Genomic DNA, 17924 nt, shown 5'->3' with positions numbered 1-17924 from the left:
CACGAAACGGGCGGCACCTCACTTGAGGGTGCCGCCCGTTTCGTGTTCAGCGGCCCGTCAGCGCAGGCCTCGCCGCCAGAAGAAGTGGTGCACCACCCCACTGGGGCTGGGGATCTGCTCAAGATGGAAACGATCGACAAGCTCATCGGGGCTTGACCACAACCTTTCCCCGCGGCCGAGTTCGACCGGTGCCACCGCGACGTGCATCGTGTCGATGAGATCGGCGTCGAGGAACTCCCGAACCGTGGCAACGCCTCCGCCGATGCGCACGTCTTTGCCGTCAGCCGCAGCTAGTGCGCGCGCCAGTGCGTCCTGGGGGGAGGCGTCGAGAAAGTGGAAGGTGGTGTCGCCCAAGGCGAATGACGGCCGCGCATGGTGGGTGAGGACGAACACCGGGGTGCGGAACGGGGGCTCATCGCCCCACCATCCTTGCCAGTCGTAGTTCTCCCACGGCCCGCGCTGCGGACCGAATTTGTTGCGCCCCATGATCTCTGCGCCGATGTTGTAAGACCAGTCGCGGGTGATGTAGTCATCGAGTCCGAAGCTGCCGCCGGGATCGGTCCGGTTGACCCAGTGCGCGGTGGCGCCTGCCCAGGACATGAAATCCGCCGGATCGGCATGTCCGAACGGACGCTCGCGGCTCTGCCCTTCCCCGGCGCCGTACCCGTCGCTGGAGATGCTGAAGTTCTGCACCCGGACCAGTTGTCGCATGGGGTCCCTTCCTGGGCTAGCGCTGCGTCGGCAGTAGGCCGAACGCCTGTTTGGCGACCTGCAGCATCCAGCTGCCGACGCTTTTGCCGTGATCACGTGGCCAATTGAGCTGGAAGCTGACCACCCACGGCTGGCCGCCGCGGTCGACGGCGTACCAGCTGAAGGTCAGGTCGCCGGGCAAACCGCCGGCTTTGGCACCGATATAGGGCCAGTCGGTACGTGGCAGGTCGATGCCACGCACCGCGGACAGGATTTCGCGGACCGGTGCAGCCTTGCCCACCGCAGCGGCCTGCAGTGCTACGTGTACCCGGCAGATGTCCTCCGCGCTGCCGTACCACTCGGCGCCATAGGCGGACGCCGGGATATGCGCGCGAATCGGATCCGGCTCATAGGGCCGGGAATCGGCCTGCTGCAGCAGCTTTGCCCGCTCCTGCGGCGAACCGTGCTGCCACTGCTCGCGCAGATCGGGCTTGCCCCAGCCCACCGAGAACAGTTCGTACATGGTGGGAAACGGCGTCATGCTGGCCGGGTCGTGGTGACCGGCCGCGGCCAGTGCACGCTCGACCGCGCGGGTCCCTACCCGGCCGATGAGCAGATCGGTCGCCATGTTGTCACTGGTGGCGATCATCTTCTCGGCGGCCCTGCGCACCGAGACATGGGCGCCGTCGGGCAACTCCTCCAGGCCGGACGAGCCGACCGCTTTGGCCCGGCCAGTGATGGTCAGCGGGTCGTCCCACGACACCGTCCCGGCCTTCACCTCGTTGGCCACCGCAAGCAGCACATACAACTTGAAAATCGATGCCAGCGGCAGGGATTGGGCGGTGTTGGCCCCGGCTACCGGCTTACAGACGCCACCTTCGATCCGCGACGCCTGATAGGAGTACCGCGCGCCGGTCTTGTTCAGCACCGCATCGAGGTCGTGCCAGGAGCCGATGGTCGGTGCCTCGGTGGTCGGTTTGAACAGGTCGACCATGCCGTTGTCGTCGGTGCGGAGCCTGATGTCTTGGCGGGCACCGTAGGAGGTGGTCAGGTGCAGGGTGGCCGCGCCGGCCCGAATGTCGACGCCGTCGAGGTGAAAAGGCCGGTCCCACCACAGCGATTCCATGGTCGTGACCACCTGCTCGACCTTGTCCGGTGCGGCCAGGGTCGCCACTCCGATCGGACCGATCGGCCAATCGGAGTTCAGCATGTCCATGGTCTGCTTGGCGCGCAGACCCGGCGGAGTCTTGGTCGAAATCGTCACGCCGCTGTCGGAACCGGCGTCGGCGGGAGATGCCGGTGAAGGGGCGCAGCCGGCGGCTGCCCCGGCGGCGAGGGCGACCAGGGTCATAGCGGTCGTCCATGCCGCCAGGTGGCGCCGCACGGGGCTAGGCCTGTGCGGCGGTTCCGGCGACGTCAAGCACGACCTCGAACTCCAACAACGATGCTCCGGTCGCCACCGGCTTGGCCCGCTGCCCGGCGTGGGCTTCGACTGCGGGCCCCTGTGCCCACGCCTGGAACGCTTCGTCGGACTCCCAGTGCGTCACCACGAAGTAGCGGTCGTCGCCCTTGACGGGGCGCAGCAGCTGGAAGCCAAGAAAACCGGGCTGGTTCTCCACCGCGTGGGCGCGATTTGCGAACCGTTTCTCCAGTTCGGGCCCGGCGTCGGCGGGCACCTCGATTGCATTGATCTTCACCACTGACATGGGCCTAGGCTACCGTGCCCGGGGTGGGAATCGCGTCGACCGAGCTGCTGACCTACCGGGGTGGACACGGGGCGCCGCTGGTGCTGGTCCACGGACTGATGGGCCGTGGCACCACCTGGCCGCGGCAACTGCCGTGGCTGACCAGGCTGGGTGCCGTCTACACCTACGACGCTCCCTGGCATCGCGGTCGTGAGGTCGCCGATCCGCACCCGATCTCCACCGAACGCTTCGTCGCCGACCTGGCCGTCGCCGTCGAGCAGTTGCCGGGCCCGGTGCGGCTGATCGGGCACTCGATGGGCGGATTGCACTCGTGGTGCCTGGCGGCCCGGCACCCCGAACTCATCTCCGCGCTGGTGGTCGAGGACATGGCGCCCGACTTCCGGGGCCGCACCACCGGCCCGTGGGAGCCGTGGGTGCATGCCCTGCCCGTGGAGTTCCCCAGTGCCGAGGAGGTTGTCGCCGAATTCGGTGATATCGCCGGCCGCTACTTCCTGGAGGCCTTCGACCGCACCGAGACCGGTTGGCGGCTGCACGGCCGACCCGAGTGGTGGTTGCAGATCGCCGCCGAATGGGGCACTCGTGACTACTGGGAGCAGTGGCAGAACGTGCGCTGCGCGACGTTGCTGATCGAGGCCGGCAACTCGGTGACCCCGCCGGGGCAGATGCGCGAAATGCACCGTCGCGCGGTCGACAGCACCTATCTGCACGTCCCCGATGCAGGCCACCTGGTGCACGACGAGGCGCCGCAGACCTACCGCGAGGCCGTCGAGTCGTTCCTGTCCTGACCGGGCAGCGCGAAGCGGCCATCGGCGAGCTGCTCCACCAGGCCGTCGCCCAGCAGTGAGGTCAGGGCGCGTTCGCGTTGCACCGCGTCCACCGGCCAGGCCAGGTCAAGGTCGGCGCGAGTCACCGCAACGGCGTTGTCCCGCAACACATCCAGTAATCGTCCGCGGACCTGGCGGTCGGTGCCGGCATAGCGTTGAGCCGGCCGCTTGGGTCCGGTTCCCGGCGGTGAACCGGCAAGCCGCCAGCTGCAGCTGTGCCGCAGCGGGCAGTCATCACAACGCGGCGACCGTGCAGTGCACACGATGGCGCCCAGCTCCATCAGCGCCGCGGAGAACCTGGGGGCCTGGTCGGCCTGTGGTAGCAGGGCCTCCACGTCGGCGTGGTCGCGCTTCGCCGACGGGGCGCCCGCGTCGGGCTGTCCATGCACGGCCCGGGCCACCACCCGGCGCACGTTGGTGTCCACCACCGGGACCGGTTGACGGTAGGCGAAGCTGGCCACCGCCCTGGCGGTGTAGCTGCCGATCCCGGGCAGCTGCTCGAGGGTGTCGACGTCGTTGGGGACCGTATCGGCGAACTCGCGGGCGATCACGGTCGCGCATTCGTGCAGGCGTTTGGCGCGGCGCGGATAACCGAGCTTGCCCCAGGCCCGCAGGATGTCGGCCTGGCTTGCGGCCGCTGTCGCCGACGGAGTCGGCCAGCGTGACACCCAGTCCGGCCAGATCGGCAGGACTCGTGCGACCGGAGTCTGCTGGAGCATGAACTCGCTCACCAAGATCTGCCACGGCGTGACATCACCCGCCCGCCAAGGCAGATCGCGTTCGGCCACGGCAAACCAGCTGAACAGCTGGTGAACTTCGATGCTGGCCGCGCGCTGCGCAGAATTCACAGGCAGAATATCGGGCATGCCTAATTCCAACCCGATCTCAGCGTGGAAAGCACTCAAAGAGGGTAACGAGCGCTTCGTCGCCGGCGAGCCCAGCCATCCCAGCCAGGACGTCGCGCGCCGCGCGGCACTGGCCACCGGTCAGAAGCCGACCGCAGTGGTGTTCGGCTGCGGCGACAGCCGGGTGGCTGCCGAGCTGATCTTCGATCAGGGTCTAGGTGACATGTTCGTGGTCCGCACCGCCGGCCACGTCGTCGACGCGGCGGTGCTGGGCTCGATCGAGTTCGCGGTGGAGGTACTCAACGTGCCGTTGATCGTCGTGCTCGGCCACGACAGCTGCGGCGCGGTCAAGGCGACGTTGGCGGCATTGGACGATGGTGCTGTGCCTGGGGGCTATCTGCGCGACATCGTCGAGCGGGTTATGCCGTCGATCCTGCTGGGCCGCCGCGACGGGCTGAGTGCCGTCGACGAGTTCGAAGCCCGGCACGTGACGGAGACGGTGGCCCAGCTGGCAACGCGGTCCGCGTCGATCGCCGAGCGGATCGTGTCCGGTTCGCTGGCGATTGTCGGTGCCACCTATCACCTGGCCGACGGACGGGTGTCGGCGCGCAACCACCTGGGCGACATCGGCGATTTCGGCGCCGAATAGTCGCCGAAGGTCACAACGCGGCTACGACACGCCGGGACGGGTCGGACAACTCGCGGTGAGGTCGTCCTACCGTGAGAGCGTGCTCGATTTGGAACCGCAGGGTCCGCTGCCTTCGCAGATCTATTGGCGACGACGTGGCCTCGCGCTGGGCATTGCGCTCATCGTGATTGCAGTCGTGTCGGCCATCATCTTCGGCGTCGTTCACGGCAGCAACGCCGGTGCCGACAACGCCGACGGGAAGAAATCCACCGCCGCGCAGCACGCCAAGCCGCAGAACCCCTCGCCTGAAGAGGTCAAGACGCCCGTGGTGGCGCCCGCGGAACAGGCGCCACCACAAGCACCGACCCCGACCGCCGCGGTAACGCCGCCTCCAGTGCTCAAGGAGGGCGACGACTGCCCGGACTCGACACTGGCGGTCAAGGGTCTGACCGGCCCGCAGTACACGGTGGGGGAGCAGCCGCAGTTCACCATGGTCGTCACCAACATCGGCTTGGTGGCCTGCAAGCGCGATGTGGGTGCCGCAGTGCTGGCTGCCTACGTCTATTCACTGGACAACCAGCGGCTGTGGTCGAACCTGGACTGCGCGCCGTCCAACGAGACCCTGGTGAAGACCTTCGACCCCGGCGAGCAAGTGACTACCACGGTGACCTGGACCGGAATGGGTTCGGCGCCGCAGTGCCCACTGCCGCGGCAGCCGATCGGACCCGGGACCTACAACCTCGTCGTCCAACTCGGCAATCTGAGATCCGCGACGGTGCCATTCATGCTTACTGAGCCCTCGCCGGACGTACCGCCGCCGGGGCAGGACGTGCCCCAGCCGGACGCGCCGCCGCCGGGCAACTGATCGCTCCTTAGGCCCGATCGAGTAGTTGCGGCGGCGCGACATGACCACCGCGGCGGTCGGCGATCTCGACCAGGTGGTGCAGCGCGGCAACGATGTTGGCTGCCGGAACCGTACGCAGGCCGCCGACGGTGGCCGGAGCGCCCGGGGGAGTCAGCGCGGTGGTGAAGCCGAGCCGGGCCGCCTCGGCGAGTCGGCGGTCCATCCCGCTGACCGGGCGCAGGTCACCGGCCAGGCCCACTTCACCCAGCACCACGGTGGTCGCCGGCAGCGGCAGATCCGAATAGGCCGATGCCAGCGCGATCGCGACAGCCAGATCCGTGGACGGATCGGTCAACCGCATACCGCCCACCGTGGACAGGTAGATGTCGCCGGCCGCGATCGGAAGTTCGGCGTGCTTGTCCAACACCGCGGTGATCATCGCGGCGCGGGAGTGGTCAATGCCGCTGACCGCGCGGCGCGGCGAGCCGCCCGCCGGTTTGGCCAGCAGCGCCTGCACTTCGCCGATTAACGGGCGTTTGCCGTCCAGTGCCACGGTGATTGCGGTGCCGGGCACCGGCTCGCTGCGCTGCTCGAGGAACAGTCCGGACGGGTCTGCGATCGGTTCGATGCCGTCGTCGCGGAGCAGGAAACATCCCACCTCGTCGGTAGCGCCGAAACGATTCTTGACCGCCCGCACCATTCGCAGCACCGAGTTGCGGTCACCCTCGAAGTGCAGCACCACGTCGACGAGATGCTCCAACGAACGAGGGCCCGCGATCGCGCCGTCCTTGGTCACGTGCCCGACCAGGACCAACGCCACATCGGCACTCTTGGCGGCCGCGGTCAGAGCGGCCGTCACCGCCCGCACCTGGGTGACCCCGCCGGCCACGCCGTCGGTGTCGGCGGCGGCCACGGTCTGCACCGAATCCACCACCACCAGGGTGGGCCGCACCGCCTCAATGTGCCCCAGCACCGTCTGCAGGTCCGATTCGGAGGCCAGATAGATCTCGTCATGGCTGCATCCGGTGCGCTCGGCGCGCAGCCGGATCTGCCCCGCAGACTCCTCGCCGGAGACGTACAGCGCGCGGCGCCCGGCCAGCGCCCAGCGGTGAGCTACCTCGAGCAGCAGCGTCGATTTGCCGACACCGGGATCGCCGGCCAACAGGGTGACCGAGCCGGGGACCACCCCGCCGCCCAACACCCGATCGAGTTCGGTGACACCGGTGGGCGCCGGTCGTGCGCGACCCGCCTCGATGGAACTGATCGGCACCGCGGGCCGTGCCGGTGTCGCCGGCCGCAGCCCACCAGCCGGTGCTGCGGCTTCGCCCACCGGGTCGATACCGCCCCAGCTACCGCACTCCGGGCAGCGGCCTAACCACTTTGCGGTGGTGTTCCCGCATTCCGAACAGCGAAAGAGTGAACGTGCCTTGGCCACTCGGCGACCGTATCGGTTGGGTCCGACAGTGCCGGCCGCGACGCGACGTCAGTGGTGCGAAACGGGGCCGGCCGAGATCGGCACGTCCACGCGCACCTCGCCGGCCTTCTTGAAGGTGAAGGTGAAGTCGTAGGTGAGGCCGTTGCGGATCGCCTTGTCCAGGGTCACCGTCGCCGAAGCGGTGTTGGCGTTGGCCACCTCCGGCAGCGCCTTGGCGGCGGGAGCCGTCGGCAGGTCGGGGCCTGCCGGAGCGCTGACAACCAGGACACCGCCGACGGGCACGGTCTTGCTGCCGGTCGGTGACACCTTGCCGATCGAGGTCTTAATGTCGCTCAGCTCGTCGTTGGCGTCGGTCGACTGGTTGCTGACCACGAACACCAGGTCGACGGTCTGGCCGGGCTCCAAGGCGTCGCCGGTCTGCGTCGCCTGGATGCGCACGTCGCGCAGCGCCAGCTCACCGACGGTCGCCGAAGCGCCGTTGACCGCGGATGCCTGGTCAGCGGTCTGAGAGATCTGTCCGGTACCGCAGCCGGCCAGCGCCGCCGCAGCAATCAGCGCGATCGCAGCCTTGTTGAAGGCCCTGCTGAACGAGTTCACGTGTGGTCTCCTGCTCGGCCGTCGCGACTTGTGACTATGCACTGTAGTAGCAACCATCTGCCGGCGGTAGCGCAGGGTTACCGGTCGCCCGCGACCCCCACCGAGACCCCACCGACCAGCCCGGATCAGGCTCCAATCAGGTTCGACCCAGCACGCTTCCGTCGCGGTGTCAACCCCCCTCCTGGGGTCGCGGTGCCCCTGACCTGCACCGTTGGTGGTCGAGTGTTGTGGCGGCGTGTTAGCATGGGGTAGCGAAAGGGGCTCAAATCAGATGATCTTTAAGGTCGGAGACACCGTCGTATATCCACACCACGGTGCAGCGTTGATCGAGGCGATTGAAACCCGGACCATCAAAGGCGAGCAAAAGGACTATCTGGTCCTTAAGGTGGCGCAGGGCGACCTCACCGTTCGAGTTCCCGCTGAAAATGCCGAATATGTCGGTGTGCGTGACGTTGTCGGCCAGGAAGGCCTGGACAAGGTTTTCCAGGTGTTACGTGCCCCGCACACCGAAGAACCGACCAACTGGTCGCGTCGTTACAAGGCAAACCTGGAGAAGCTCGCCTCCGGCGATGTGCACAAGGTAGCCGAGGTTGTTCGTGACCTCTGGCGGCGTGACCAGGAGCGTGGCCTGTCCGCCGGTGAGAAGCGGATGCTGGCCAAGGCACGTCAGATCCTCGTCGGTGAGCTGGCCCTGGCCGAGAACACCGATGACGCCAAGGCGGAGACCATCCTCGACGAGGTGCTGGCCGCAGCGTCCTGACCGTAGTGTCCGTACCGCGACGTCCTGAGCTACCGGGGATCCGGTGCCAAGCACAGTAGCCGTGGTGCCGGCCGCCGGTTCGGGTGTGCGGCTGGGTGCTGGAATACCGAAGGCATTCTTTCTACTGGGCGGCGTAACGCTGGTTGAGCGCGCCGTGGCAGGTCTACACGAGTCCGGGGTCATCGACCAGGTCGTGGTCGCGGTGCCGCCGGATCGCACGGACGAGGCCAAATTGATCCTCGGTGGGGCTGCCACCGTCGTCGCCGGCGGTGCCGACCGCGTCGATTCCGTGCGATTGGCGCTGGCCAGCGCCGGAGACCCCGAATTCGTGCTGGTCCACGACGCCGCACGTCCGTTGACGCCGCCCGGCCTGGTGACCCGGGTGGTCGAGGCATTGCATGCCGGATACCGCGCCGTCGTCCCGGCGCTTCCCGTCGCCGACACCATCAAGGCGGTCGACGCGAACGGAACGGTCTTGGGCACGCCTGAGCGGGCCGGCCTGCGGGCCGTGCAGACCCCGCAGGGGTTCGCCGCCGATCTGCTGCTGCGCGCCTACCAGCAGGCCGGTGCGGGCACGCAATTCACCGATGACGCCTCGATGGTCGAACACATCGGCGGCCAGGTTCAGACTGTCGAAGGCGATCCCTTGGCGTTCAAGATCACCACCGCACTGGATGCGGTGCTCGCCGAGGCGGTGGTGAACCGGTGAGCGCGCTGCCGCGGGTCGGGTTGGGCACCGACGTACACCCGATCGAGCCGGGCCGGCCGTGCTGGCTGTTGGGGTTGCTGTTTGCCGACGCCGACGGCTGCGCCGGGCACTCCGACGGCGATGTGGCCGCACACGCCCTGTGTGACGCGCTGCTCTCGGCGGCAGGGTTGGGGGACCTCGGAACGGTGTTCGGCGTCGACGAGCCCCGCTGGGCGCAAGTAACCGGTGCTGTGATGCTCGGACATGTGCGCGAACTGCTCGCCGAGAGCGGCTTCGCGATCGGCAATGCCGCGGTGCAGGTCATCGGCAATCGGCCGAAAGTGGGACCTCGCCGCGCGGAAGCGCAGCAGCTGCTCTCGGAATTGTTGGGCGCACCGGTGTCGGTGTCGGCGACAACCACCGACGGCCTAGGACTCACCGGACGAGGCGAGGGACTGGCCGCGGTGGCTACCGCATTGGTGGTACCGGGGTAGTTGGCTCGGCCGGGCTTCTAGCAGCCGAAGCCGAAGATGGCGCCGATGATGCCACACGGAACCTCAGTGGCCACCGCCGTGCCGATCTGCACGCCAGCGTCCGCGCCAAGGTTGGCGACGTCCGCGCCGACGTTGGCGCCAAGGTCAGGCAGTGTGTCGAGAAGCGCACCGGACGTGTTGATCGCGGTGTCGCCGGCGGCGTCGGCCAGGGCGCCACTGATGGCGTCCCCGGTTGCCCCCGTCACCAGGTCGGGATCCACGGTGGACAAGAAGTCGATATTGCCCAGATCAAAAGGCAGATCCGCAGCGGAGGGCGAGCTGAAGAGGTCGGTGGCAGCGGCCGAGCCGATTTCCGGCGCCCCCGAGCTGAAAGCGTCGGTCGCAGCGGCCGAACCGGCGTCGGCAAGCGCGTTTGCAGCGTTGTTCCCGCCCGAGGTGGCGAGACCGGTCAGTCCGGTGGTCAAGAGGGGCGTCACGAGGGGCAAGCCCATCATCCCGACCATCGGGGCCATCATCGCCAACGACATACCGATCTGGCTTCCCATTGCACTGGCCTGGGTCGCGCCGGCGGCACCGGCCGCACCGGCGCCGACAGTCGCCTGGTCGGCCTGCGCCTCGGCCTGCTGCCGCTGCTGCTCGGCCTGGGCGTCCTGCATCGCCTCGCTCTGAGCCTGGGTGTCTGGCGTCGCCTCGTTCTGGGCCTGAACGCCTTGTATGGCCGGGTGCTCGACCGGCGCAGGGGTAACCGCGGCTACAACTTCCGCGGGCTGCGGCTGGGGCTGCTGGTTGTTGTTCGGCTCATCGGCGTATGCCGTCGCACTACCTGCAAATGCGACCGCAGCCAAGACCGCTCCAGAGACTGCCACCAGACGTTTACTCACTGCCGCAATATATGCCACGTCACACCCCCTGTCCACCGATGCGGCGATCGGTAGCCGATCCTGGGAAGCCCCTGCTAGCGGCGTGCGTGGCGGTCGCCGGCTCAGCGCCCGGTAAGCTGGCCCGTCGTGACCGATCGCCCCAGCCTGCGGCTGCACGACACGGCAACCGGCGCCGTGCGTGAATTTGTCCCGCTGCGGCCCGGTCATGCCTCTATTTATCTATGCGGTGCCACCGTCCAGGCGGCGCCGCATATCGGACACGTCCGCAGCGGTGTGGCGTTCGATGTCTTGCGCCGGTGGCTCACCGCCCGCGGCTACGACGTCGCCTTCGTGCGCAACGTGACCGACATCGACGACAAGATCCTGACGAAGGCCGCCGCAGCGGGTCGGCCGTGGTGGGAGTGGGCCGCCACCCACGAACGTGAGTTCACCGCCGCGTATGAGGCGCTGGGGGTGCTGCCACCGTCGGCCGAACCGCGCGCCACCGGGCACATCACTCAGATGGTGGAGCTGATCGAGCGCCTGATCGAGCGCGGCCACGCCTATGCCGGCGGCGGCGACGTGTACTTCGACGTGCTCAGCTACCCCGACTACGGTCAGCTCTCCGGTCATCGCATCGACGACGTGCACCAGGGCGAGGGGGTCGCCACCGGTAAGCGCGATCCGCGCGACTTCACGTTGTGGAAGGGCGCCAAGCCCGGCGAGCCCAGCTGGCCCACGCCCTGGGGCCCGGGCCGTCCGGGCTGGCACCTGGAGTGCTCGGCGATGGCCCGCTCCTACCTCGGTGCCGAATTCGACATCCACTGCGGCGGGATGGACCTGGTCTTCCCGCACCATGAGAACGAGATCGCTCAGAGTCGCGCCGCCGGAGACGGGTTCGCGAACTACTGGCTGCACAACGGCTGGGTCACCCTGGGCGGCGAGAAGATGAGTAAGTCGCTGGGCAACGTGCTGTCGATGTCGGCGGTGCTGCAACGGGTCCGGCCGGCCGAACTGCGCTACTACCTGGGCAGTGCGCACTACCGGTCGATGCTGGAGTTCTCCGAGACCGCGCTGCGCGACGCCGTCAACGCCTACGTCGGCATCGAAGACTTCCTGCACCGGGTGCGCAGCCGGGTGGGCGCGGTGGTCCCCACCACCTGGACGGACCGTTTCGCCGCGGCCCTCGACGACGACCTGTCGGTGCCGATCGCCCTGGCCGAGGTGCACCGGACGCGCGCGGAAGGCAACCGGGCGCTGGACACCGGCGACCACGAGGGCGCGCTGGCCGCGGCCGGTGCGATCCGGGCGATGATGGACGTGCTGGGTTGCGACCCGCTCAACGAACGCTGGGAATCGCGCGATGAGACCTCGGCCGCGTTGGCTGCGGTCGACGTCTTGGTGCGCGCCGAGTTGGAGCGCCGGGAAACCGCTCGCGCGGAACGGGATTGGCAATTGGCCGACGAGATCCGCTGCAGGCTCAAGGATGCCGGGATCGACGTCACCGACACCGGAGATGGTCCGCAATGGTCACTACTGGTGGAGGGGTCTGAGTAGATGGCCGGAAATTCCAAGCGCAAGGGTGCGGTGCGCAAACCCGGCACCAAGAAGGGGCCGACGGTCGGCTCCGGCGGCCAGCGCCGCCGTGGGCTCGAAGGCCGTGGCGCCACCCCGCCGGCGCACCAGCGGGAGTACCACCCGGCGGCCAAGGCGGCCAAGCGTGCGGCAAAGCAGCGCGCCTACCGGACCGCCAAGCGCACCGACGAGAACGAGACCGTGCTGGGGCGCAACCCGGTTCTGGAGTGCCTGCGGGCCGGAATCCCGGCCACCGCGCTGTATGTGGCGCTGGGCGCCGAGGCAGATGAGCGCCTGACCGAATCGGTTACTCGGGCAGCCGATTCCGGATTGCCGATCCTGGAGGTCCCGCGGTCCGACCTGGACAAGATGACCACCAACGGGCTGCATCAGGGCATCGCTCTGCAGGTCCCGCCCTACAACTACGCACATCCCGACGACCTGATCGCCGCCGCGCGCCGCGATGTCGCGCCGCCGTTGCTGGTGGCATTGGACAACATCTCTGATCCGCGCAATCTCGGTGCCATCGTGCGGTCGGTCGCGGCGTTCGGCGGACACGGTGTGGTGATCCCGCAGCGTCGGTCGGCATCGGTGACCGCGGTGGCCTGGCGTACCAGTGCCGGTGCGGCGGCGCGAGTTCCGATCGCACGGGCACCCAACCTGAACCAAACGCTGAAAGCGTGGGCAGATCGCGGTCTGCAGATCGTCGGGTTGGACGCCGGCGGCGACACCGTGGTCGATGAGTTGGACGGCACCAGCCCGATGGTGTTGGTCGTCGGTTCCGAAGGCAAGGGCCTGTCCCGCCTGGTCCGGCAGAACTGCGACGCCATCGTGTCGATTCCGATGTCGGGGCCCACCGAGTCGCTCAACGCATCGGTGGCCGCCGGGGTGGTGCTGGCCGAGATCGCCCGTCAGCGGCGGTGATTCGCCGCGCCTTGGTTGCGGCGGTGCTGATGGCTGCGGTGTGCAATCCATCGGCGACGGCGACCGCGCAGCCGTCGACGTTTGACCTGCAGGCGCATCGCGGCGGCCGGGGCGAGACCACCGAGGAATCGTTGCGCGCCTTCGCCAAGTCGATCGAGTTGGGCGTCAGCACTCTGGAGTTGGACATCGTGCTTACGCGCGACGCACAACCGCTGGTGTGGCACGATCCGGTGATCGAGCCGGCGAAGTGTGCCGACACCGGACCGGTGTTCGCCGGCGATCCCGATTACCCCTATGTGGGCAAGCGGGTAGCCGATCTCACCCTCGCCCAGATCCGAACACTGGACTGCGGACACCTGCTGCCGGAATTTCCGGATGCGGAAGTGGTGCCGGGCAACGTGATCGTCACCTTGCCGGAGGTCTTCGCGCGCACCGGTCACGCGGGCGTCCGCTACAACATCGAGACCAAGGTCGACGCGGACGACCAGCGGCAGATCGTGGACGTGGTCCTGGCGGCGGTGCGGGCCGCCGGCAAGCTGGACGCCGTCGAGATCCAGAGTTTCGACTGGCGCACACTGCCGTTGGTGCGCGCCGCCGAACCGGCCATTCCGTTGGTCGCGCTGGCCGAGCAGGGACCGGATCCGATCACCGGGGCGGTGTCGGTCGGGGCCGACATCGTGTCCCCGGACTACGCGGTGGTCGATCGAGCGTTCGTGGAACGTGCCCATGCGGCCGGGCTGCGGGTGATCCCGTGGACGGTCAACGATGCCGATGCCATGCGGCAACAGATCGCCGCGGGCGTCGACGGCCTCATCACCGACTATCCGAGCCGGCTGCGTGCCGTCATGGCCGAACTCGGCATGCCGCTGCCGCCCTCTTATCGCTGACCTAGACCCCCAGCAGTCGCGCGCTCACCCACAGCGCCAGCACGGCCACCAACAGCGTGGCCGGAACCGTGCACAGCCCCAGGCGGGTGTATTCGCCGACTGGCGCCGCGACGTCGTAGCGATGTAATACTCGGCGCCACAGCAGATTCGATAGCGAGCCGGTGTAGCTGAGGTTGGGGCCGATGTTGACCCCGATCAACACCGCCAGCACCGCGAGTGGGCCGCTCGATGCCACCAACGGCACCAGCACCAGCGTCGCCGGCAGGTTGTTGACCAGGTTGGCCAGCACCGCGGCGACCGCCGCGATGCCCAGCAGCGCCGTCAGGCTCGATCCCGCCGGCAGCACCGTAGACATCTGGGCGCCCAGTCCGTTGTCGACGACGGCCCGCACCACCACGCCGAGGGCCAACACGAACACCAGGAAGCCGGGATTGGCGGCCCGCAGAATCCCGGCCGGGGTGCTGCGCCGCTGCGCCAGTCCACGGGCGGCCAACATGGCCGCACCGGCGACGGCTGCCCATGCCGCCGGGACCCCGAATGTCTCGGCGACCACAAAGCCGGCCAGCGTGAGCCCCAGCACCACCAGCACGAAAACCGGGACCGGGGGCGGTGGCCCGGCGTGCTGGTGCACCGGTGTGGCCCGCAGATCGGCGCGGAAAAACCAGCGGAAGATCAGGTAGACGACCGCGGTGGTGGCCAGCCACGGCGCCGCCATCAGCGCGGTGAACCTCACGAATGACAGGCCGGCCTGGTTGAAAGCCAACAGATTGGTCAGGTTCGACACCGGCAGTAGCAGCGAGGCCGTGTTGGCCAGGTGCGCGGTCGCATACGCGTGTGGGCGTATCGGGGCGTGGCGGCGACGGGCCATCATCAGCACCACCGGCGTCAGCAGCACCACCGTCGCGTCCAGGCTCAGCACCGCGGTCAGACCGGCGGCGATGACGAAGACCCGGCGCAGCAGATGTTGCGGCGGACCGACGTCGGCACGTGCCATCGCCGCGCCGGCCGCCTCGAACAGTCCCTCGTCGTCACAGAGTTGCGCCAGCACCAGCACCGCGCCTAGGAACGCGACGACATGCAGCAGCGTGGCGGCTTCGGTGAGTGCGTCGTGCATCGAGATCGCGCCGGTGGCAACCAGGATGGCGGCGGCCGGCACCGCTGCGAACATCTCCGGCCAGCCCCGCGGGCGGGCCACCGCGAATCCCAGCACCACGGCAAGCAGCAGCAGTGCAAGTGCCAGGTTCAGGCCCACGGATCCTCACGACGCCAGACCGTGGGCAGGTGCAGGCCGACGCCGTCGGACTCGGCCAGCTCGGACAGAACACGCATCGTGACGTTGAGGTCGTCGCCGGCGTAGGGCAAGGCGCGCAATGGCTTTGACAAGGGCAGGAAGAAGTCGTCCCAGTGGGTAAACACCACCGTCGACGCGCCGACGGCGCGGACCGTCTCATTCCAGTAGTCGACCAGGTATGGCCGGGGCTGAATGCCGAGCTGGCCGATGCCCAGGTAGACCACGTCGGCGCTGCGGCCGGCCAACGCCCCCGGGATGAAGCCCGCGCTGCCCATGATCAGCAGGGTGCGCCCCGAGGGGCGGTGGGCCACCAACGCCGACCAGGCCTCACCGCATTTATAGGCAGACGCCCGCGCGGGTGGAACCACCGCGGCGCTGATCACGCCGGGGAAGCGGTCTGGTGGGCAATGCCGGGACTCGATCAGGGTGACGTCGTAGGAGCCCAATTCGAGGGGCGCTCCGGGCGTCGCCACGATCAGGCGATCGGCCGAGAGTCCCTGACCCCGGCCGACATTGGCCGTCGACTCACCACCCAGCAGCGTTGCACCGGTACGTTCGGCCACCACCGCGGAGTCCAGCGCATGATCGATGTGTGAGTGCAGCGGGATCACCGCCGCCAGCTCATGCACGCCCGCGCGAGCCAGGCAGGCATCGATGCGAGCGGCCGACGGCGATACCTTGCCCAGCGCCACCCGAGCCAGACTGGGGCGAGAGAAATAGCCGTCGGTCATCAGCGCCGAAGACCCGTCGTCGATCACCATGGTGGTCACGCCGAGCCACGTCACCGCCAATGGCGCGCCCGGCGCCGCGGGTGTGACATCGAACCGGTCGGCGTACCGGCCGATGTCGGGGCGGCCGAGCTTGAGGCGCATCCGCTCAGGCTAACGGTGGCGCGGAGGCGCCGTTGATCCTGGCCGTCTCGGGCATCGCGGTCAGATACAGCACGAACCCCGCGCCGGCCACCGCGGCCAGCGCGATGAACGCCGTGTCATAGCCGGCGGCCGAGACGATGTGGCCGGCGATGAAGTTCGACAATGCGGCCCCCACGCCGCAGGCCGCGGTGATGGCCCCCAGGCTGACGTTGAAGCGCCCGGTGCCGTGCGTGACGTCCTGGACGACCAACGGGAACAGCGCACCGAAGATGCCGGCGCCCACCCCATCGAGCAACTGCACCCCAACCAGCCAGTAGGAGTTGTCCCAGACCGGGTAGAGCAGCCCGCGGATGGTCAGCACCGCGAACCCCACCAGGAAGATCGGCTTGCGGCCCCAGACATCGGCTTTGGAGCCCGTCAGATAGGCCACCGGAACCATCACCAGCTGGGCCGCCACGATGCACAGCGCCATCAGGGCGGTGCCCACCTCGGTGTTGACCAGGGCAAGTTCCTGGCCGACCAACGGCAGCATCGCCGCGTTGGCGAAGTGGAACATCACCACGGTCGCGCCGAACACCAGCAGTTGCCGGTTGCGCAGCAGCACCGCGAATCCCGATGGCTGCGGATGGGGCTGGCCGGCCAGATGGTCCATGCCCCGGGCCACGTCGTGATCGATCGCGGACTCGGGAACCCGCAAAGTGGCCACGATGCTCAGCGCAGCCATGGCGGCCAGCATCCAGAACACCACGATCGGGCCGTAGAAGTAGGCCAGGGCTCCGGTGGCGGCCGCGGTCGCGGCATTGCCTGCGTGATTGAACGATTCGTTGCGGCCGAGCCGTTTCGCGAACATCCGTGGACCGACCACGCCCAGGGTGATCGCGGCCAGCGCCGGTGCGAACACCGAGCCCGCGATCCCGGTCAGCAACTGCAACGCGGCGACGCTGTAGAAACCGGGGAACAGCGGCATCGTCAAGGCCGCCGCCGTGACCGCCAGGGCACCGACAACGAGCAACGCTCGCTTGGCCGTGGTCCGGTCGACCAGCGCACCCACCGGGGTCTGCGCCACGACCGCGGCAATTCCGCCGATCGCCATTACAAGGCCGATCGACGCCTGGTCCCAATGGTGGGTCACCAGCAGGTAGACCGACAGATAGGGGCCCAGCCCGTCGCGCACGTCGGCCAGGGTGAAGTTCAACAGGTCCAGCGCGTGCGCCAGCCGGCGCGGAATCGGATCCGCCACCGGTTCTGAGACTGTCGAACCGGTGCTCATCTTCGCAGAAGTGTGGCTAGACCTTGGGGCTGTCGTCGTCGCCGATCAGCAACCGGACCGCCAGGTCCAGCCGGGTGCTGAAATCGGTTGCCGACGCCCGCCGGGTCAGCCAGGCGAGCAGGTTGGACAGCCACACATCCGAGATGACCCGGGAGATGTGGTACTGCTCCTCGGTGGGCTCGCCGTCGCTCATGGCCCCGGCGAACATCGAGTCGATCAATTTCTGAACATGGTCGACTTCGCCGGCCGCCGAGGCGTCGGCGAAGACATATGCCCGGGTCATTGCCTCGGTGAGCAGCGGGTTGCGCTGCATGGCGCGGTTGAGTTTGTTGACTACCAGGTTCAGCCGCTGGTGGCGGGTGGTTGCGGCGAACGTCGCGGGGTCGGTCTTGGTGTCCACCCGCGCGATTTCGCGGCCCATCGCCGAGACCAGGAGGTGAACCTTCGACGGGAAGTAGCGGTACAAGGTGCCGACGGCCACGTCCGCGCGGTCGGCGACGGCGCGCATCTGCACCGCGTCGTAGCCGCCCTTGGAGGCGATCGCCAGCGTCGCGTCGAGGATGCGCTTGCGGCGTTCGCGCTGCGCTTCGGAGCCCAGGTCGGATTCAGTCAGCACAGCGACGTTGACCACCTCGCGGGGTTGGCTGCTCGATCCACGGCCTGCGGTGCCTTCAGCTGGTGACGACATGTGCTGCGCGGCTCCCTCCGTCGATCTACTGGCCCATAACGATACG

General features: G+C 68.4%; 20 protein-coding genes. 9 read left to right on the top strand and 11 right to left on the bottom strand.

The window, feature by feature from the left end; translation table 11 throughout:
• Positions 1 to 57 precede the first annotated feature (57 nt).
• Genes ACKY0X_RS20330 through mhuD form a run of 3 tightly spaced genes read right to left on the bottom strand, consistent with a single transcriptional unit; the run spans position 58 to position 2396 of the window.
• Entirely contained in the window at positions 58 to 711 is a 654-nt protein-coding gene (locus ACKY0X_RS20330) for a dihydrofolate reductase family protein (protein ID WP_409427464.1), read from the bottom strand.
• A gap of 16 nt (positions 712 to 727) precedes the next feature.
• Positions 728 to 2041, bottom strand: a complete 1314-nt coding sequence (locus ACKY0X_RS20325; RefSeq protein ID WP_065039678.1) for a serine hydrolase — start codon at positions 2039 to 2041, stop codon at positions 728 to 730.
• A 37-nt stretch (positions 2042 to 2078) separates the two neighbouring features.
• Entirely contained in the window at positions 2079 to 2396 is a 318-nt protein-coding gene (mhuD, locus tag ACKY0X_RS20320; RefSeq protein WP_024442369.1) for a mycobilin-forming heme oxygenase MhuD, read from the bottom strand.
• A 23-nt stretch (positions 2397 to 2419) separates the two neighbouring features.
• On the opposite strand from mhuD, the gene ACKY0X_RS20315 reads away from it, so the two are divergent.
• Positions 2420 to 3181, top strand: coding sequence for an alpha/beta fold hydrolase (locus ACKY0X_RS20315; RefSeq protein WP_409427463.1), 762 nt, complete (start codon positions 2420 to 2422; stop codon positions 3179 to 3181).
• On the opposite strand, the gene ACKY0X_RS20310 is transcribed toward ACKY0X_RS20315, so the two are convergent.
• Positions 3148 to 4086, bottom strand: a complete 939-nt coding sequence (locus ACKY0X_RS20310; protein WP_409427462.1) for an A/G-specific adenine glycosylase — start codon at positions 4084 to 4086, stop codon at positions 3148 to 3150. The two genes, ACKY0X_RS20315 and ACKY0X_RS20310, sit on opposite strands and share 34 nt — an antisense overlap.
• On the opposite strand from ACKY0X_RS20310, the gene ACKY0X_RS20305 reads away from it, so the two are divergent.
• Positions 4085 to 4714, top strand: coding sequence for a carbonic anhydrase (locus tag ACKY0X_RS20305; protein ID WP_065039681.1), 630 nt, complete (start codon positions 4085 to 4087; stop codon positions 4712 to 4714). The two genes, ACKY0X_RS20310 and ACKY0X_RS20305, sit on opposite strands and share 2 nt — an antisense overlap.
• Positions 4715 to 4793: 79 nt before the next feature.
• On the top strand, positions 4794 to 5558 hold the full coding sequence (locus ACKY0X_RS20300) for a hypothetical protein (RefSeq protein ID WP_409427461.1): 765 nt from the start codon (positions 4794 to 4796) through the stop codon (positions 5556 to 5558).
• 7 nt (positions 5559 to 5565) lie between these two features.
• Here the strand turns inward: ACKY0X_RS20300 and radA are convergent, their stop codons facing one another.
• Both radA and ACKY0X_RS20290 read right to left on the bottom strand, forming a co-directional pair.
• The gene (gene radA, locus ACKY0X_RS20295; protein ID WP_065039683.1) at positions 5566 to 6972 is read right to left on the bottom strand and encodes a DNA repair protein RadA; all 1407 of its coding nucleotides are present in this window, start codon (positions 6970 to 6972) and stop codon (positions 5566 to 5568) included.
• 48 nt (positions 6973 to 7020) lie between these two features.
• On the bottom strand, positions 7021 to 7569 hold the full coding sequence (locus ACKY0X_RS20290) for a hypothetical protein (protein WP_409427460.1): 549 nt from the start codon (positions 7567 to 7569) through the stop codon (positions 7021 to 7023).
• Positions 7570 to 7840: 271 nt separating this feature from the next.
• Here ACKY0X_RS20290 and carD point away from each other — a divergent pair, with 271 nt between their 5' ends.
• Genes carD through ispF form a run of 3 tightly spaced genes read left to right on the top strand, consistent with a single transcriptional unit; the run spans position 7841 to position 9511 of the window.
• Positions 7841 to 8329, top strand: a complete 489-nt coding sequence (gene carD / locus ACKY0X_RS20285; RefSeq protein ID WP_013830798.1) for an RNA polymerase-binding transcription factor CarD — start codon at positions 7841 to 7843, stop codon at positions 8327 to 8329.
• 43 nt (positions 8330 to 8372) lie between these two features.
• A complete protein-coding gene (gene ispD, locus ACKY0X_RS20280) occupies positions 8373 to 9038 on the top strand; it encodes a 2-C-methyl-D-erythritol 4-phosphate cytidylyltransferase (RefSeq protein ID WP_409427459.1) in 666 nt (221 codons plus the stop codon).
• Positions 9035 to 9511, top strand: coding sequence for a 2-C-methyl-D-erythritol 2,4-cyclodiphosphate synthase (gene ispF, locus ACKY0X_RS20275; RefSeq protein ID WP_409427458.1), 477 nt, complete (start codon positions 9035 to 9037; stop codon positions 9509 to 9511). The genes ispD and ispF overlap by 4 nt, the downstream gene beginning before the upstream one ends.
• A 17-nt stretch (positions 9512 to 9528) precedes the next feature.
• On the opposite strand, the gene ACKY0X_RS20270 is transcribed toward ispF, so the two are convergent.
• Entirely contained in the window at positions 9529 to 10392 is an 864-nt protein-coding gene (locus tag ACKY0X_RS20270; protein ID WP_409427457.1) for a hypothetical protein, read from the bottom strand.
• Between the two features lie 126 nt (positions 10393 to 10518).
• On the opposite strand from ACKY0X_RS20270, the gene cysS reads away from it, so the two are divergent.
• Genes cysS through ACKY0X_RS20255 form a run of 3 tightly spaced genes read left to right on the top strand, consistent with a single transcriptional unit; the run spans position 10519 to position 13757 of the window.
• Positions 10519 to 11928 carry a cysteine--tRNA ligase gene (gene cysS / locus ACKY0X_RS20265; protein ID WP_409427456.1) on the top strand — a complete coding sequence of 470 codons (1410 nt, stop codon included), beginning with the start codon at positions 10519 to 10521 and terminating at the stop codon, positions 11926 to 11928.
• Positions 11929 to 12870 carry a 23S rRNA (guanosine(2251)-2'-O)-methyltransferase RlmB gene (gene rlmB, locus ACKY0X_RS20260; protein WP_024442381.1) on the top strand — a complete coding sequence of 314 codons (942 nt, stop codon included), beginning with the start codon at positions 11929 to 11931 and terminating at the stop codon, positions 12868 to 12870.
• Between the two features lie 29 nt (positions 12871 to 12899).
• Complete coding sequence (locus ACKY0X_RS20255) at positions 12900 to 13757, top strand: glycerophosphodiester phosphodiesterase (RefSeq protein ID WP_409427455.1); 858 nt, start codon at positions 12900 to 12902, stop codon at positions 13755 to 13757.
• Between the two features lies 1 nt (position 13758).
• On the opposite strand, the gene ACKY0X_RS20250 is transcribed toward ACKY0X_RS20255, so the two are convergent.
• The 4 genes from ACKY0X_RS20250 to kstR are packed head-to-tail and all read right to left on the bottom strand — an operon-like array spanning position 13759 to position 17878.
• Positions 13759 to 15003: an SLC13 family permease gene (locus tag ACKY0X_RS20250; RefSeq protein WP_409429715.1), complete on the bottom strand. Its 1245-nt coding sequence runs from the start codon at positions 15001 to 15003 to the stop codon at positions 13759 to 13761.
• Positions 15000 to 15920 carry an MBL fold metallo-hydrolase gene (locus tag ACKY0X_RS20245; protein WP_409427454.1) on the bottom strand — a complete coding sequence of 307 codons (921 nt, stop codon included), beginning with the start codon at positions 15918 to 15920 and terminating at the stop codon, positions 15000 to 15002. Before ACKY0X_RS20245 ends, ACKY0X_RS20250 begins: the two co-directional genes overlap by 4 nt.
• A 4-nt stretch (positions 15921 to 15924) precedes the next feature.
• Positions 15925 to 17190, bottom strand: a complete 1266-nt coding sequence (locus tag ACKY0X_RS20240; RefSeq protein ID WP_409427453.1) for an MFS transporter — start codon at positions 17188 to 17190, stop codon at positions 15925 to 15927.
• Positions 17191 to 17206: 16 nt separating this feature from the next.
• Entirely contained in the window at positions 17207 to 17878 is a 672-nt protein-coding gene (gene kstR, locus ACKY0X_RS20235) for a cholesterol catabolism transcriptional regulator KstR (RefSeq protein ID WP_409427452.1), read from the bottom strand.
• Between the last annotated feature and the right edge of the window lie 46 nt (positions 17879 to 17924).

Source organism: Mycobacterium sp. SMC-11 (assembly GCF_046250095.1).
In the GTDB taxonomy this organism is placed as follows: domain Bacteria; phylum Actinomycetota; class Actinomycetes; order Mycobacteriales; family Mycobacteriaceae; genus Mycobacterium; species Mycobacterium heraklionense_A.
This window is presented reverse-complemented; position numbering and strand designations above follow the sequence as displayed.